14 protein-coding genes are annotated in these 13,506 nt (G+C 64.0%); 11 read left to right on the top strand and 3 right to left on the bottom strand.

Features of this window, described 5'->3' with window-relative positions; all coding sequences use genetic code 11:
- Nucleotides 1-27: 27 nt before the first annotated feature.
- Nucleotides 28-489 carry a cupin domain-containing protein gene (locus HYR72_06780; GenBank protein MBI1814663.1) on the bottom strand — a complete coding sequence of 154 codons (462 nt, stop codon included), beginning with the start codon at nucleotides 487-489 and terminating at the stop codon, nucleotides 28-30.
- Between the two features lie 101 nt (nucleotides 490-590).
- Between HYR72_06780 and hflK the strand changes: the two genes are divergently transcribed.
- From hflK to HYR72_06760, 4 genes are read left to right on the top strand one after another with little or no spacing between them, the layout of a single operon-like run.
- Nucleotides 591-1,640, top strand: coding sequence for an FtsH protease activity modulator HflK (gene hflK, locus HYR72_06775; GenBank protein ID MBI1814662.1), 1,050 nt, complete (start codon nucleotides 591-593; stop codon nucleotides 1,638-1,640).
- Entirely contained in the window at nucleotides 1,640-2,512 is an 873-nt protein-coding gene (gene hflC, locus HYR72_06770) for a protease modulator HflC (GenBank protein MBI1814661.1), read from the top strand. Before hflK ends, hflC begins: the two co-directional genes overlap by 1 nt.
- A complete protein-coding gene (locus HYR72_06765) occupies nucleotides 2,509-2,901 on the top strand; it encodes a J domain-containing protein (GenBank protein MBI1814660.1) in 393 nt (130 codons plus the stop codon). The genes hflC and HYR72_06765 overlap by 4 nt, the downstream gene beginning before the upstream one ends.
- Entirely contained in the window at nucleotides 2,898-3,590 is a 693-nt protein-coding gene (locus HYR72_06760; protein MBI1814659.1) for a dual specificity protein phosphatase family protein, read from the top strand. Before HYR72_06765 ends, HYR72_06760 begins: the two co-directional genes overlap by 4 nt.
- 19 nt (nucleotides 3,591-3,609) lie before the next feature.
- Here the strand turns inward: HYR72_06760 and HYR72_06755 are convergent, their stop codons facing one another.
- Together HYR72_06755 and HYR72_06750 are read right to left on the bottom strand one after the other, a co-directional pair.
- A complete protein-coding gene (locus HYR72_06755) occupies nucleotides 3,610-5,646 on the bottom strand; it encodes a nucleotidyltransferase family protein (protein ID MBI1814658.1) in 2,037 nt (678 codons plus the stop codon).
- A 12-nt stretch (nucleotides 5,647-5,658) separates the two neighbouring features.
- Entirely contained in the window at nucleotides 5,659-6,231 is a 573-nt protein-coding gene (locus tag HYR72_06750) for a hypothetical protein (GenBank protein MBI1814657.1), read from the bottom strand.
- Nucleotides 6,232-6,479: 248 nt separating this feature from the next.
- Between HYR72_06750 and HYR72_06745 the strand changes: the two genes are divergently transcribed.
- From HYR72_06745 to HYR72_06715, 7 genes are all read left to right on the top strand, one after another.
- Nucleotides 6,480-6,857 (top strand): hypothetical protein, encoded by a 378-nt coding sequence (locus HYR72_06745; protein ID MBI1814656.1) that lies wholly within the window; start codon nucleotides 6,480-6,482, stop codon nucleotides 6,855-6,857.
- Nucleotides 6,858-6,878: 21 nt separating this feature from the next.
- The gene (locus HYR72_06740) at nucleotides 6,879-8,642 is read left to right on the top strand and encodes a glycosyltransferase family 2 protein (protein MBI1814655.1); all 1,764 of its coding nucleotides are present in this window, start codon (nucleotides 6,879-6,881) and stop codon (nucleotides 8,640-8,642) included.
- Complete coding sequence (locus HYR72_06735) at nucleotides 8,639-9,514, top strand: hypothetical protein (protein MBI1814654.1); 876 nt, start codon at nucleotides 8,639-8,641, stop codon at nucleotides 9,512-9,514. The genes HYR72_06740 and HYR72_06735 overlap by 4 nt, the downstream gene beginning before the upstream one ends.
- Nucleotides 9,515-9,562: 48 nt before the next feature.
- A complete protein-coding gene (locus HYR72_06730; protein MBI1814653.1) occupies nucleotides 9,563-9,997 on the top strand; it encodes a PqqD family protein in 435 nt (144 codons plus the stop codon).
- Between the two features lie 7 nt (nucleotides 9,998-10,004).
- Nucleotides 10,005-11,201 carry a hypothetical protein gene (locus tag HYR72_06725; GenBank protein ID MBI1814652.1) on the top strand — a complete coding sequence of 399 codons (1,197 nt, stop codon included), beginning with the start codon at nucleotides 10,005-10,007 and terminating at the stop codon, nucleotides 11,199-11,201.
- Nucleotides 11,202-11,279: 78 nt separating this feature from the next.
- Complete coding sequence (gene ispG / locus HYR72_06720; GenBank protein MBI1814651.1) at nucleotides 11,280-12,404, top strand: (E)-4-hydroxy-3-methylbut-2-enyl-diphosphate synthase; 1,125 nt, start codon at nucleotides 11,280-11,282, stop codon at nucleotides 12,402-12,404.
- A gap of 60 nt (nucleotides 12,405-12,464) precedes the next feature.
- Nucleotides 12,465-13,505: an MBL fold metallo-hydrolase gene (locus tag HYR72_06715; GenBank protein ID MBI1814650.1), complete on the top strand. Its 1,041-nt coding sequence runs from the start codon at nucleotides 12,465-12,467 to the stop codon at nucleotides 13,503-13,505.
- Nucleotide 13,506 lies beyond the last annotated feature (1 nt).

The raw sequence follows: 13,506 nt of genomic DNA, 5'->3' as shown, positions 1-13,506 counted from the left end.
CGAGGGAGCGGTGCTTGACCTGCATCGTCACTTCACATCCAGAAACACCTGATCGCTGCCATCGTACGGCGGGCTGAAGATCACCAGCGCGGCGGATGGACAGTCGCCGGTGTTGACGAAACTGTGCGGGGTGCCGGCGGGGATGGTCGCGCTGTCGCCGGCTCGCATTTCGATCGACTGCTCGCCGATCCACTGCGTGCCGCGGCCGTGTAGTATGGTCGCGATCAGATCGTGTTGCGCGTGTAGATGGGGGCGCTCGCCCGCACCCGGCGCGAGTTGCACGAAGTGGTAGCTGACGTGCGCCGTTGCGCCGAGACGCTCGGCGCGCACCGGTTGCCCTGGCGCCAGCGGGTAGCGAGTTGCGAGTTCGCTGAGGTTCGTCGGCAGGCCGGGCAGCACGACCTGCGGTGGCCGGTGTTGCGCGCAACCGACGACCCCAACAGCCAGCAGCCCGAGCCACGACGATCGTCGCAGGATGAACGTGCTCATACGGTCAGCATACCCGGGTGACCGGGGTCGAGCGCAAGAGGAGAAGAGTCTGGCTCCAGCTAGCGTCGGGTGACCGATACCGCTATAGGTGTCGCGTCTCCATGCCCAATCCCAACGAGTTTCCCCCGGATCCGCTGGTCGAGATCCAGAAGATCTTCGATCGTGTGCGCGAGCGCTTCAGCCAGGGCGGGCCGACGCGCTTCAACCCGTGGCTCATCGTCGTCATCGGACTGCTGCTGTATGCGCTGAGCGGCATCTACATCATCGCCCCCGACGAGCGTGGCATCGTGCTGCGCTTCGGCCGCGTGGTGCGCGAGGCCGAGCCGGGGCCGGGGTATCATCTGCCGTGGCCGTTCGAAGAAGTGATGAAGCCGGCGGTGACGCAAATTCGCAAAGAAGAGTTCGGCTTCCGTACCGTGTCGGTCGGGCCGCCGGCGCGCTATCGCGACGTCGATCCCGAAGCGTTGATGCTTACCGGCGACGAGAACATCGTCAAGCTGCAGTTCATCGTGCAATTCAAAGTGAAGACCGGTGCCACCGGCGCCACCGAGTTTCTGTTCAACGTGCGCGATCCCGAAGGCACCGTGCGCGACGCCGCCGAAGCCGCGATGCGTGAGGTGCTCGGCCGCAACGCCATCGACAACGCGCTGACCGAAGGCAAGGAGCAGATCCAGCAAGACGCGCAAGCGTTGCTGCAGCACATCCTCGACGAGTACCAGGTCGGCCTCGAAGTGGTGACGCTCAAGCTGCAAGACGTCGATCCGCCCGATCAGGTGTCGGACGCGTTCAAGGACGTCATCAGCGCGCAGCAAGACAAAGAGCGGCTGATCAACGAAGCGCGCGGCTACGCCAACGATGTCGTGCCGAAGGCACGCGGTCAGGCGGCGCAGTTGATCAACGAAGCCGAGGGCTACAGCGCCGCGAAGATCCAGGACGCCAGCGGTGCGGCGCAGCGCTTCATCGCGCTGCAGCAGGAATACGAGAAGGCGAAGGACGTGACGCGGCTGCGCCTCTACATCGAAACCATGGAGCAAGTGTTGCCACGCATGAACAAGATCTTGCTCGATGACGTAGCCGGCAAGCAGGTCGTGCCGTATCTGCCGCTCGATCAAGTGATCAAATTGAAGCCCGCCGAAGCGGGGAAGCAGTAATGGACCGACGCTGGATCCCCATCCTTCTCCTGTTGGCTGCCGTCGTCGGCGGCTGGAACCTGGTCGCTTACACCGTGCCGCAGTGGGAGCAAGCGATCGTCGTCCAACTCGGTGAACCCGTGCGCACGGTGCAAGAGCCCGGCCTCTACTTCAAGCTGCCGCTGATTCAGAACGTCCTGTACTTCGATCGGCGCTTGCTCGCGTACGACTCGGCGCCGAAGGAAGTGCTGACCAAGGACAAGCAGCAGTTGCTGGTCGACAACTTCTCGCGCTGGCGCATCCGCGACCCACTCCAGTTTTATCGCACGGTGCGCAACGAAGCCGGCGGGCAATCGCGGCTCGACGATGTGATCTATTCGATCGTGCGCGAAAACCTCGGCCGCCACACGTTGCGCGAGATCATGAACGAGAAGCGCACCGAGGTGATGGCTGAAATCACCAAGGAGAGCGACACCAAGGCGCGTGACTACGGCATCGAGGTCACCGACGTGCGCATCAAGCGCGCCGACTTGCCGGAGAAGAACGAGCAGAATGTGTTCAACCGCATGCGCACCGAGCGCGAGCGGCTGGCGAAGAAGTTCCGTGCCGAAGGCGACGAGGAAGCACGCAAGATTCGCTCCGAGTCGGACAAGGAAGTGCAAATCCTGACCGCCGAGGCGCGCAAGCAAGCCGAGATCACCCGCGGCAAGGGTGACGCGCAAGCGGTGAAGATCTTCGCCGACGCCTACGGACGCGACATCGATTTCTACCAGTTGGTGCGGACGCTGGAGGCGTACCGCAACTCGGTCACCGACGGCACCACGCTGATCCTCTCGCCCAACAGCGAGTTCTTCCGCTACCTCAAGCAGCTCGATCGACCGAAAGAGCGATGACCTGGCTGCGCATCGGCGCGGTCGGCCTGGCGGTGCTGCTCTACATCCGGTCGCCGATCGATTTGATCCCCGATCGCCTCGGCCTGATCGGCTTGCTCGACGATCTCGCGGTCCTGCTGGGGTTTATCTTCTGGGCGCGTAGGCAACTGCGGCTGACGAATCCGCCACGCCGGCCGTCCGCCGGGTCGAGCGACGGCGAATGGGATCCGCACCGCGTGCTGGGCATCGAACGCGGTGCGACCCGCGACGAGATCACCCACGCCTATCGCGAACAGATGAAGCGCTACCATCCCGATCGCGTCGCGGATCTCGGTGAGGAGTTGCAACAGTTGGCGCACCGCAAAGCCGTCGACATTCAACGCGCGTACGAGGAACTGGGGAAGCGATGACTCCATCAACAACCTATGATCCCGCCCGAACCTATGTGGTTCAACAGAATCCGCGAACCGGCAACGGAAACGTTCTGGTCAGAGGCAACCTACTATTGAACACCGATGGGTCCTTTGCTTACGCCGCGCTCGACTCGCGATTGCGGGAACTCGTGATCCGCGATGCCGACGCCGCCCCATTCCGCCTGGCCGACTATACGCTCGTTGTCGTCTCCCTGCTCGACAACCAACGCGAGATGCCCGAGCTCCAAGCGGAGTTCACGGCCTTTGGCGCAGGAAACGCTCCGACGGTCTGGCCACCGCATGCCCGCAAACTGAATATCTTCGCTCTATACGGCTTACGCGTATCGGGCGAGGCGGGAGCGCTGATGTGGATGCCGGTGCAGGGATGCGTCGATGCGGCGGACTGCCGGCAGGTTCAACGCGATCTGTTCAACTTCAGCGCGATTGTTGACGAGATCAATTCCCTGATGGCCACCGGTCACCATCGGGTCGTCTACTATCACTGCATCAATGGATTCAATCGAGCGGGAAGCTTGACGGCCTGTTACCTGATGAAACACATGGGGCGCACCCGCATCGAGGCGATGGAGGAGCCGCCGCCGGCCGGCGCGCTCGTCGTCGAGCACTACTGGAAATTGCCGTACAAGACGTTGGCCGAATGGTATGCGGAGACGATCGGAAAATAAGATCGGCGGCTCTGCCTCGTCATCGCGGATCGTGCCCTCGAACCGCAACCACTGACCGCAAGCGGTCGCGCGTTTCCGCCCACAGCCCGGGCGTGACGTCCCGGAGGTGTCGGACCCGCAGCGCGAGGGCGGTGTGCGTCGTGGAGTACCTGGCGCGCAAGTACGCGCGGGGCGGAAAGACCGAGACCCACGTGTGAGCGACGCGGAGCACCTGACCGGACAATCGCGCGAGCCAGCGCAAACGCCGCCCACGCGCGGAGTCCTTCCTCCGCGACTCATTGGCGCGATGTGATGCCAGCACCACACCGTGGGCAATCCGTTCGACGACGCGCGGGCGGCCGCGATGGAGCGCGCGCAGAACCTCGGGGGGCGGCCCCGCGTCCAGCGCGCGCCGAGCAAGCTCCAACGTCGCATGCAGGTGTTCGTCGATCGCCCACCGACGCGCGGTATCGACGAACCGGTCCCAGTCGACGACCGCGGTTCGCTGCCGCAGATAGAGGGCGATGTCATACAGCCACAGCAACCGCGCGAGGCCTTGGGGGCGGAGCAGCGACTCGAACCAATCCTTGCGACTGATCAACGAACGATACGTCACCGCGTGCCGATCCAGATGCAGACACAGGTGCGCCAATTCGTGTTCTGGCGCCATCACCCAGACGTTGGGCGGCATCCCGGGAAGCGGGCGCGCCTGCGCGCGCACCGCCTCGAGATCAAAGATGTACGGCTGATACGGCTCGAACAGCCGCCAGTGCAGCTCCACCGGGATCGCTCGGGGCTGTCGCCGCTGGTAGATGTGATGGATGTGACACAGTGGGCCGCGGCGGTCCGCGTCCATCGACAAGAGCGGCGCCAAGCCCAGGTGTTGCAACCGCGCGCCGGCACGCTCGACGTCGCGTTCATCGACGAGCAGGTCGATGTCGCCCACAACGCGGAGCCCGGGATCGTCGTAGAGGGTGCGTTGGAGCGCGGCGCCCTTCATCGCGATGACCGGAATCCGTTCGCTGTCGAAGGCCGCGCCGATCTCCTCGACGCCTGCTTGCGCGAGCTGATTGTGAAACACGTTGGCGACATATTGCGCCTTGAAGTTTTTCAGCCGATCCGCCGGCACGCTCGCGGCCCGGTCACGCAGCGCACGGTACAGAATCGGAACCAGTCCATGATGCGTCGCGAGAAGCGCCAAGCGTGCCCAGTCGCATTGCGTAAGACGCGTCGCGTCAGGTTGCGCACCGGTACCCAGCGAGGCGCGCAAGAGCGCCACCAAGACCTCCGACGTGGCTCGCTCGCTCACGCGTATTCGATGGACATCCGGAACCTTCGTCGCCGGTGGCCGAGCCTCGCGATCGACACGTCGGACAGCAACGGCGACGGGCTTGGCGGGTGTCGTTTCGCTGTTCTGCTTGAGCGGGGCGTCCTCGCTTCGCTTCGCGGGCGGGCTGGGTTGGTTAAAGGTGGAGACTTGTCCCAGGTGTCCGACCAAGGCCGGCGTCGTGTTGTACAATGCGGCGTGTTCTTTGCCGTACCTGCCAATCAAGTGGTCGTTCATCCCGCAGTGGGTGTTCTGCCGCACGAATTCCGCAACCGCTCTTCTGACTGACTTGCTGGGATAAAAGATCGCCTGCGCTCCGCACAGGTAGGGTTGGGTATGGATCGCGTAGCGCTTACCCGGCGATGGATCGGAGCCTTGGCCGAGATTCAGCACGTAGTGCTTACCCTCGATTTCGGCCACCGTCAGCATCAACTGACGAAGCCAGTGTTCGTCGAACAAGATGTCGTCCTCGCAGCACAGGCAGTGGTCGTCGTCGCCGTAACTCAAGGCGCGGATCGCGTTGACGTTGCAGTTGTGCCGCAGATGACCTTCTCTCGCTTGCGATTCGGCTTCCTGGTCCCAGCTCACGATATTCAATGTCTTCCGGTATTTCTCGACGTGCGATGTATCGCTCGACCCGAGGATGAGATTCACGGGAATGTCTCGCCCATCCGAACGGAACAGACTCTCCAGAGTCTGGTCGATGTAGTGCTTCCTGCGCAGCGCGATCGTCGTCATGTTGATGATCATCAGGCACGATCCTCAGCCGCCATTCTCGTCCGCGGTCGGAAAGCAGGAGACCGCGCCGATGTGCTCGACGAGAACCTCCCGCGTCACGTAGAGGGCGGCATGGTCGCGAGCATAACGGCCTATCAGGTGATCCCCACAGGCGTTGTTGATGTTTCTCGTCAGGTAATCCGCCACTTGGTTCCGGATCGTCTTGGCGGGATAAAAGAGTGCCTGCGCCCCCTGGAGTATGGGGATCGGATATCGCTTGAGCCACCGCTTCCCCTCCATGAGGGGCGCCGCTTCAAGCTCCGGCTTGGCGGCGAACAGACTCAGGATGTAGGTTTCCGTTCTCATCTCCGCTGCCGCCAACTGCAGCGAGGCGAACCACGTGGGGTGAAACAGGATGTCGTCCTCGCAGATCAACGTAGCGGCGTCCTCTCCCCACCGCAACGCGCGGATCTTGTTGAGGGTGCAGTTCCGTCGCAGATCGTCGAGGGTCTTCATGTCCCAGGGAACGATCCGAACGGAGGGATGCGCGGCGTATTCCGCGAGATGCGACTGGTCCTCCGATCCGACGATCAAATTGATCGGCAGGTTGGTCCGCATCCAATCTGACGCCAACAAGCTCCCCATCGTCTCGTGAATGTACTGGCACTTCCGTCGAGCGAAGGTAGTCATGTTGATCTGCATGGCGGTCGTCTCGTCTGGCGCGGCATCGTAGCAGGAACCACCTGGCTTGGGTCAACACCGTATCCAAAATCACCGACTCACTCGGCCGGACTCGGTGCCAATTGATTCAAAACATCCGCTCTGGTATCCGATGCCGGCTATCAACTGTGGCGGTCGCAACTCAGATGGACACAGAACCCGCGCCGGAGGCGGCGAATCAAGCGATCGAGTTCACCAGCGTTCCCGCCTACGGAAGTTTTCTCAACCTCAAGGGGATCGTGCGGCACGTCGATCCCGAAAAGCTGCGGGTCGCCGTGTATATCCGAGTGAACGGGGGTTGGTGGACCAAGCCGTACTGGGATTCACCGGCCACGTCGATCTCGCCCGACGGCTCGTTCTCGGTCGACATCACCACCGGCGGACACGACGAGCAGGCGACCGACATCGCCGCCTTCCTCATCCCCGTCGATTACTACCCGCCCGGCCTCCGAGGGGATGTGCAACTCCCCGCGGAGCTTCTGCAGAAGGCCTTGGCCCGCGCCACCATCGCTCGCTCGACGTAACCACACCAGGACGCGGCGGGAATGCTCAAGTCCTTTGTGGTCGTCATACCGTCGTACAACAACGCGGTGTGGTGTCCGCGGAACCTCGATTCGGTTCTGAACCAGGACTATCCGCTGTTCCGTGTGATCTACGTGGACGATGCGTCGACGGACGACACGTCGCGTCTGGTCGGCGAGCACCTGGCCGCGCGCGCGCGGGCGGATCGCGTCACCTTCCTCCAAAATGAATTTCGGGCTGGGGCGGCCGCGAACATCGACCGCGCCGTGCGCTCCTGCGATCCGAGCGAGATCGTGGTCCTCGTCGACGGCGACGACTTTCTGGCTCACCGTCAGGTGCTGGCACGACTCAACGCGATATATCAAGACCCCGACGTGTGGGTGACGTGGGGACAGTTCACCCGGTTCCCGCAGGGCAGTGAGGGATTCTGCGCGCCGATTCCTTCGGAGATCGTCAGCGCCAATGCTTTCCGCGACTATCCGTTCGTCGCCTCCCATCTGCGCACGTTCTACGCGGGGCTGTACCACCGGATCCGCCCGGTCGACGTCCAGGACAGTGACGGGCGATTCTTTGCGACAGCCGGGGATGTGGCGCACATGTTCACATTGATGGAGATGGCCGGCCCGCGCGCGCGGTTCGTCGCCGAAGTGCTCTACCTGTACAACCGCGAGAATCCCCTGAACGACGACAAGGTGGATCGGGCGGCGCAGCATCGCACCGAGATGGAGATCCGCGGCAAGGCCCGGTACGGGCGAGTCGCCAGTCTGGCCGACCCACGCACACCGCGCGAGTTCTACCTCGGCACCGGCGTCGGCCACAGTCTCTTCGAGCTCACCGGCCAGCTACCCGATGTGGACCAGCGGCGTCGACCGTTTCGGCAGATGCGGGCGGTCCTCAATCGGCTCGGCTACACGGTGCGCGAGACCCAGACCTTGGCGGACATCGAGGACCCGCACACCATCGTCGTCTTCGATGTGCGCCCGGGGGAAATCGAACGGCTCGCGGCGTACTCGCGCGACATGCTCAGTCTCGTCCTTTGGAAGGGCCCGATTTCGGCACCGCTCAACTTCGACGCCCAGTATCACCAGCCATTCGGGCGGATCTACACGTGGTGCAACGATCTCGTTGACAACGTCCGCTATTTCAAACTCCACTTTCCGTTTCTCCGGCCAATGATCGACGCGGTGGTTCCCTTCGAGAACCGCAAACTCTGCACCCTCATCGCCTCGCACCGCCACGCCGATCACCCGGACGAGCTCTACAGCGAAGAACGCGAGGCCGCGCGGTTTTTCGCCGAGGCCGAACCGGATTCGTTCGACCTCTTCGGCTTGGGGTGGCATCCGATCGTCGACGCCAACTATCGCGGCGCCGTCCTCAGGAGGGTGGATCGCCTGCGGCGCTACCGGTTCAACTTCTGCTACGAGACGGTCAAGGGTTGGAGCGGATTTGTGACCGGGAAGATTTTCGACAGCTTCGAAGCGGGGTGCGTGCCGGTCTATTGGGGAGCGCCCGATATCGCCGATTCGATTCCGTCGGACTGCTTCATCGCGCGCAACGAGTTCCGCTCGAACGCCGCGCTGCACGCCTTCATGAGGGACATGCCCGCGGAGGTTCACCAAGGATACGTCGACCGGATCCGCGTGTTCTTGTCGTCTGAGCGCGCGGTTCGTTATTCGGCGGAACACCTGGCCCTGACGTTCGTCGACCTCGTCGCGGGCCGCGCGCGGCCGCGCGCCGGCGGTTTGTCCGACCGCATTGGTGTCGACGCGGTGGGAGCCGCGACGTGAGCGCCGTTGCGCGCCCACCCTCCAAGCCTTCACCCGCTGGGGGTCCACCGGCTGCGTTCCTTGAACGGATCGAGTGGCCGGTAACCTTGTCGGTCGTGGCCTACGGCGTCCACATCGGTGTGCGGATCAACGATCCCAATCTCGCCGGCGACCTGGCGTGTCATCTTCCACCCGGGGCGACGCGCGTGGAGTACTGCGACACGGGACGCATCTACTCACTGATTGTCGAGGCGGACGATCCGGCGAGCAAACCTCGGAGTTCCGTATACGTCAACGATCGCCTGCTCGCGTGGCGCGCGACAGTGCCAGCGGTTCTGCGTGCCTTCGAATCGGATGTGCAGCTCCACGTGGCGGAGATGGCGCCCGAACATGTGTTTGTGCATGCGGGCGCCGTCAGTTGGCGCGGGCGGGGAATCCTGTTGCCGGGGCGCAGCTTCACGGGAAAGACCACTCTCGTCGCCGAGCTGGTTCGCGCGGGCGCCGAGTACTACTCGGACGAGTATGCCGTGCTTGACTCGGCGGGAAGCGTCTATCCCTACGCTCGGCCGCTCTCGATCCGAGAGAAGAGCGGCGCGGGCTTCACGAAGCACGCAGTCGACACCTTGGGCGGGCGCGCGGGCAGCGGGCCGCTCCCCGTCGCGCTCGTGGTCATCAGCACGTTCCGACCGGATGGCGAATGGCGACCACAGCACTTGTCACCAGGCAACGGCCTGCTGGCGTTGCTCGCCAATACGGTGCCCGCCCGCCGGATCCCGGAAGTCGTGATGGCCACGTTGCATCGAATCGTATCGGTGGTGCCGGTCGTCGCCAGTGAACGCGGCGAAGCAGCCAGCGTTGTCGAGCCCATCCTCGAGCTGGCCGCTCTGCCTTGACTCGGTCTCGGGTGCGTGAGACAAACCCGGCCGGTTGCGGAGGGTCTCATGGAGATGTACCGACCAACGGCTCGAAAGACACAACTGCTCGTTCAGGACCTTCCGGATGAAGTGCTGATATATGACGTCGAGCGGAACGAGGTGCATTGCCTAAACGGCACTGCCGCGCGCGTCTGGGTGTTGTGCGACGGTCAGCGGACGGTTTCCGAGATCGCGCAACAGCTCGGCTCTGATTTCGAACCCGAAACCGCCGAGACGCTGGTGTGGTGCGCAATAGACCAGTTCGCCGAGAAGCATCTGCTCGAAGAAGCGCTGGACGCTCCAGTGTTGGAGCATAAACCCGCGGACATGACGCGGCGGCAGATGGTGCTGCGGCTCGGTCTGGCGGTCGCGCTGCTCCCCGTCGTCGACTCGATCATCTCGCCGCCGGCCGCGCTGGCCGCGTCGCCGGGAACCACGCCCACCACGCCGACGACCCCATAGTCCGCCCGTGGACCCCGGGGTTCGATCGGCACCCAATTTTTCCATCGTAGTGCTCGCGCGTGACGAGGCGTGCGCACTGCCGCGATTACTTCACAGCCTCAAGGATTTCTTCACACGCGGCGGCGAGCTGCTGGTGGTGGACACTGGCAGCACCGACGACACCATCGCACTGGCGCGCCGGCGCGGATGTCGTGTCGAGGCGGTGAACGACCGGTTCGACTCGGTGCTCAGCCCCACCGCGGCGGCTGAGATCGAACGGCGCTTTGCCAACGAGCAAGACGGCCCGCTGGTCACGCCCGGGCAGCGGCTGTTTCACTTCGGTGACGCGCGCCAGCACGCGGGCGCGTTGGCCGCGAACGACTTCGTGCTCCAACTCGACGCCAGCGATCAGGTGCTGGCGATGGATCTCGATGCCCTCGATCGGTGGGTCGGATCCGGCGCCGTCGGCGCGTTCGAGTATGACCAGTACTACGGCAACGTCGCGCTACGGATCTCACGCTTTTCCGATCGGCGGCGGTACCAGTGGGACGGCCGCGTTCACGAAACGCTGCATGCGATCACGGGCGCGGACACACAACCGGCGTCGAAGGTTCGTTGCGACACGGCGCAACTCTCGGTCCGCCACCACATGGATGAGGACAAGCCACGAAATTATTTGGCCGGGTTGGCGCTCCAGGTATTGGAGTGCCCCGAGAAGCCGCGATGGTGGCACTACCTCGGGCGCGAACTGTTTTACAATTGCTGGTACCGCTCGGCGATCCCGGTGCTCGAAGCGCACGCCGCGATGGCTGACGCCTGGTCGGCCGAGCGTTCGCAAGGGCTGTGCTTCGTGGGGCAGTGTCTCGAAGCGCTGGAGCAAGTCGCAGAGGCGCAGGAGGCGTATCGTCGAGCGATCACACTCGACTCGACGCGCCGCGAGCCGTTGCTGCGGTTGGCCGCCACCGCTTGCCGGCGCGGCGAATTCGAGGCCGTGGTGAAGTATGCGACCGAGTCGTTGGCGATTCCCCGTACCAGTGCTTACCCGGAGCTCGAGGCGAACTACACGTGGATCCCGCACTCGCTTCTATACTGGAGCTTGTTTTGGTTGGGCCGCAAAGCCGAGGCGCGGGCGCATTGGGAAACCTACCGATCACTGGCGCCGGAAGACACTCACTCCCGAGAACATGCGCGGCTGTTCCCACCCGCGGACACGGCGGCCGCCTGATCGCGTCCTCAGCTCCGCGGCTGCCTGGTTTCCCGTCAACTTGAGTGCCCGCATCCCTTCGGCTACGGTTCGCGGCGCATGAGTACGCAGACACGCGCGGTTTGTATCGGCCGTGTCGCCGTTGGCGGTGGCGCGCCGATCGCGGTGCAGAGCATGTGCGCAACCAAAACGCGCGACATCGATGCGACCGTGGCGCAGACCGCGCAGCTCACCCGGGCGGGCGCGGCGATTGTGCGCATCGCTATCGACAACGCCAAGGACGCGCAGGCGTTGAAGGAGATTCGGCGTCAGACCGACGCGACGCTGTCGGTTGATTTGCAGGAGAACTATCGACTGGCGAAAGACGTCGGGCCGTTCGTCGACAAGATTCGTTACAACCCGGGCCACCTGCATCACGTCGAGCGCAACAAGACGGTGCGCGAGAAGGTGCGCTGGCTGGCCGACGTCGCGCGCGACAGCGATTGCGCGATTCGCGTCGGAGTCAACTGCGGCTCGGTGGCGCCGGAGTTCCTCGAACGCTATCCGCACGACCAACTCGAAGCGATCGTGCAGTCGGCGCTCTATCACTGCGCGCTGCTCGATGAAGCCGGCTTCGATCGCTACGTCGTGTCGCTCAAGGACTCCGATCCCGCGAAGGTGGTCGCCGCCAACACGCGCTTCGCCGCAGCGCGTCCCGATGTCCCGTTGCATCTCGGCGTCACTGAAGCCGGGCTGCCGCCCGACGGCATCATCAAGAGTCGGCTGGCGTTCGAAAAACTGCTCGCCAATCACGTCGGCGACACCATCCGCGTGTCGCTCACGTTGCCGAACGAGCGCAAGCACGAGGAAGTCGAAGTCGGCCACCAGATCATCGCCGACGTTGCCGCCGGGCGCTTCATCAGCGTGCCCGACTTCGGCGCCGGGCTGAACATCATTTCTTGTCCGAGCTGTTCGCGCGTCGAAAACGATGCCTTCGTCGAACTGGCGCAGCAGGTGAAGGCGCTGACCACTTACGCGCAACAGCATCGCATCACCATTGCGGTGATGGGCTGCCGTGTGAATGGCCCCGGCGAAACCGACGACGCCGATCTCGGTTTGTGGTGTGGTCCGTCGACGGTGAATCTCAAGAAGAAGGACGTCAAGGTCGGCAGCTTCAGTTACACCGACGTGTTGCCGCGCTTGCGCGATGAACTCGACAAGCTGATCGCTGAGAGCCGGCAGTAGCTGGAACGTCCGAATCCAACGTTGGGGGCGCTGATGATTGCACGTCGACGAAGCTCACTCGTGGTGGTTCTGTTCGCGATCGCCTTCAGCGGATGTGACCAGATCGAGTCGCGCATCATCGAGCGGATGGCTGGACGGGCGCTCACAGGCGACCGCAGCGATCTGCTCGACGACGGCAATCTCCACGTTGTCCTCTGCGGGACGGGAACTCCGTTGGCCGATCCCGAGCGCGCGGGCCCGTGCACCGCGGTGCTCGCCGGCGGCCACTTTCTGCTCGTCGATGTCGGACCCGGTTCGTGGAGCAAGGTGGCATCCGAGCGTTTGCCGCGCGCGCGGCTCGATGCGGTGTTGCTCACCCACTTCCACTCCGATCACATCGGCGCGTTGGGCGAAGTCGTGGTGCAGAGCTGGATTGCCGGACGGAGCAAGCCACTGACAGTCTTCGGTCCGCCCGGCGTGGAGCAGGTCGTCTTCGGTTTTCGCCAGGCCTACGGGTTCGACACGGAGTACCGCGTTGCGCACCACGGCGCGGAGGCAATGCCGCCGGATGGCGCTGCCGCGATCGCGAAGACGATCACGTTGCCTAGGCCTGGCGAGGCGGGACTGGTGTTCGAAGCCGACGGCCTGCGTGTCACGGCGTTCGCGGTGGATCACGCGCCGGTGGCTCCCGCCTATGGCTATCGGTTCGACTACCGCGGACGTTCCGTGATCATCAGCGGCGACACGAAGAAGAGCGACAACCTCATTCATCACGCCCACGATGCGGATCTGTTGGTGCACGAGGCGCTCGCGGCGCGGATGATCGAACCCGTCCAACGCTACGCGCGCGACCACGGCCTGACGCGCTGGGCGAAACTCACCAGCGACGTGGTCACCTACCACACGACGCCGATTGAAGCGGCGCAAGTGGCGAAGGCCGCGAACGTGCGCATGTTGGCGTTCACGCACATCGTCCCGCCGCTGCAAAACTTCGTCGCGCGGTGGATGTTTCTCCGCGGCGTGTCCGATGCGTGGAACGGCGAGGTCGTGCTGGGCAAGGACGGCATGCACTTCACGCTGTCACCCGGAACCGCCGCCGTAGTCGTCGACACGATGGGCTGAC

The sequence above is a fragment of the Deltaproteobacteria bacterium genome, from assembly GCA_016178705.1.
GTDB lineage: Bacteria > Desulfobacterota > Binatia > HRBIN30 > JACQVA1 > JACOST01.
The sequence above is the reverse complement of the archived record's forward strand: the minus strand, read 5'-3'. Positions and strand labels throughout refer to the sequence as shown.

Bases quoted from the DNA above. Each gene is read 5' to 3' on its own strand.
- HYR72_06765 (MBI1814660.1), top strand. From the start codon at position 2,509: ATGACCTGGCTGCGCATCGGCGCGGTCGGCCTGGCGGTGCTGCTCTAC.
- HYR72_06750 (MBI1814657.1), bottom strand. From the start codon at position 6,231: ATGCGGACCAACCTGCCGATCAATTTGATCGTCGGATCGGAGGACCAG.
- hflK (MBI1814662.1), top strand. From the start codon at position 591: ATGCCCAATCCCAACGAGTTTCCCCCGGATCCGCTGGTCGAGATCCAG.
- ispG (MBI1814651.1), top strand. From the start codon at position 11,280: ATGAGTACGCAGACACGCGCGGTTTGTATCGGCCGTGTCGCCGTTGGC.
- HYR72_06745 (MBI1814656.1), top strand. From the start codon at position 6,480: ATGGACACAGAACCCGCGCCGGAGGCGGCGAATCAAGCGATCGAGTTC.
- HYR72_06760 (MBI1814659.1), top strand. From the start codon at position 2,898: ATGACTCCATCAACAACCTATGATCCCGCCCGAACCTATGTGGTTCAA.
- HYR72_06730 (MBI1814653.1), top strand. From the start codon at position 9,563: ATGGAGATGTACCGACCAACGGCTCGAAAGACACAACTGCTCGTTCAG.
- HYR72_06740 (MBI1814655.1), top strand. From the start codon at position 6,879: ATGCTCAAGTCCTTTGTGGTCGTCATACCGTCGTACAACAACGCGGTG.
- HYR72_06780 (MBI1814663.1), bottom strand. From the start codon at position 489: ATGAGCACGTTCATCCTGCGACGATCGTCGTGGCTCGGGCTGCTGGCT.
- hflC (MBI1814661.1), top strand. From the start codon at position 1,640: ATGGACCGACGCTGGATCCCCATCCTTCTCCTGTTGGCTGCCGTCGTC.
- HYR72_06755 (MBI1814658.1), bottom strand. From the start codon at position 5,646: ATGATCATCAACATGACGACGATCGCGCTGCGCAGGAAGCACTACATC.